Origin of the sequence: Mesorhizobium sp. M7A.F.Ca.CA.004.12.1.1 (assembly GCF_003997835.1) — a bacterium.
Lineage (GTDB): Bacteria > Pseudomonadota > Alphaproteobacteria > Rhizobiales > Rhizobiaceae > Mesorhizobium.
The window spans coordinates 1-934 of record NZ_RZRK01001318.1 but is presented as its reverse complement, the minus strand read 5'-3'; the positions used below and the strand labels follow the sequence as shown (position 1 = coordinate 934).

The following is a 934-nucleotide window of genomic DNA, read 5'->3' as shown; positions in this document are numbered from 1 at the left end:
GGTCTATCTTCTGGTTCTTCTCCGCGATCACGATCGGATGGTTGGTGCGATAATCGTCCGGGATGGCGCCGACCGTGATGCTGTCGCGCTGGGCGCAGCCGGTGAGCAGCGCCGCCACCGCAACCGCCAGGACAGGAACGAACCGCCGGCAGACCTGCGAGCGGCCAAAGCGCATCGGTGCGGCGATGGTGCTTGCCTTCAATGCTGACTGAGACATGTCCGCTTCCCCGCTCACTTGTAGATGAAGCCGACGACGCCGTGGTAGCGGCCGTTGGGCTTGTCGGTCTGCATGGTGCCGTAGACGCGATTGACTCGGCCAAGGAACATGGCAGCGCCATCGCTGGCGGCGTTGAAATTGTCGTCCGGCTTGGCAAGGTCGTTGCGCGCCACCGGCTTCACCAGATAGGGCGTGATGATGATGACGAGTTCGGTCTCGTTGCGCACGAAATCTCTGCTGCGGAAGAGCGCGCCGAGCACCGGGATCTTTGTCAGCCCGGGCAACCCGTTGACGGCTTGCCTGACATCGTCGCGAACCAGGCCGGCGATCATCATGGAGCCGCCCGAGGGGAGTTCAACGGTCGTATCGGCAAGACGTTTGCGCAGCGACAGTGCATTCATGCCGGGGCTCGTCACGCCTGAGGAGAGCGATACGGACCCCTCGGTTGTCGGCTCGGAAACCGACGTCCTAACTTTCAGGCTTATGCGACCGGGAGACAACACCACCGGCTGGAATTCCAGGCCGATGCCGTACTCGATCTTTTCGATGGTGTAGGTCTTCAGGCCGGTCTGGTTGTCCTGCGATACGTTTGCTGAGACACCTGAAACCATATTGTATTCACCGCCGACCTTGAAGGTCGCCTTCTCCCCGGATACGGCGGTCAAGGTCGGCTCGGCCAGGGTTTTCATGACCCCGGACTGCTCCATGGCGTTGACA

The 934-nt window shown here is 61.6% G+C and carries 1 protein-coding gene and 1 pseudogene; both read right to left on the bottom strand.

Annotated elements, in window-relative coordinates; translation table 11 throughout:
- Nucleotides 1-217, bottom strand: a pseudogene (locus EN984_RS36090) (pilus assembly protein CpaD); the annotation flags it as partial.
- 14 nt (nucleotides 218-231) lie between these two features.
- The coding region (locus tag EN984_RS36085) for a type II and III secretion system protein family protein (RefSeq protein ID WP_164765990.1) at nucleotides 232-934 on the bottom strand (703 nt) is incomplete at its 5' end.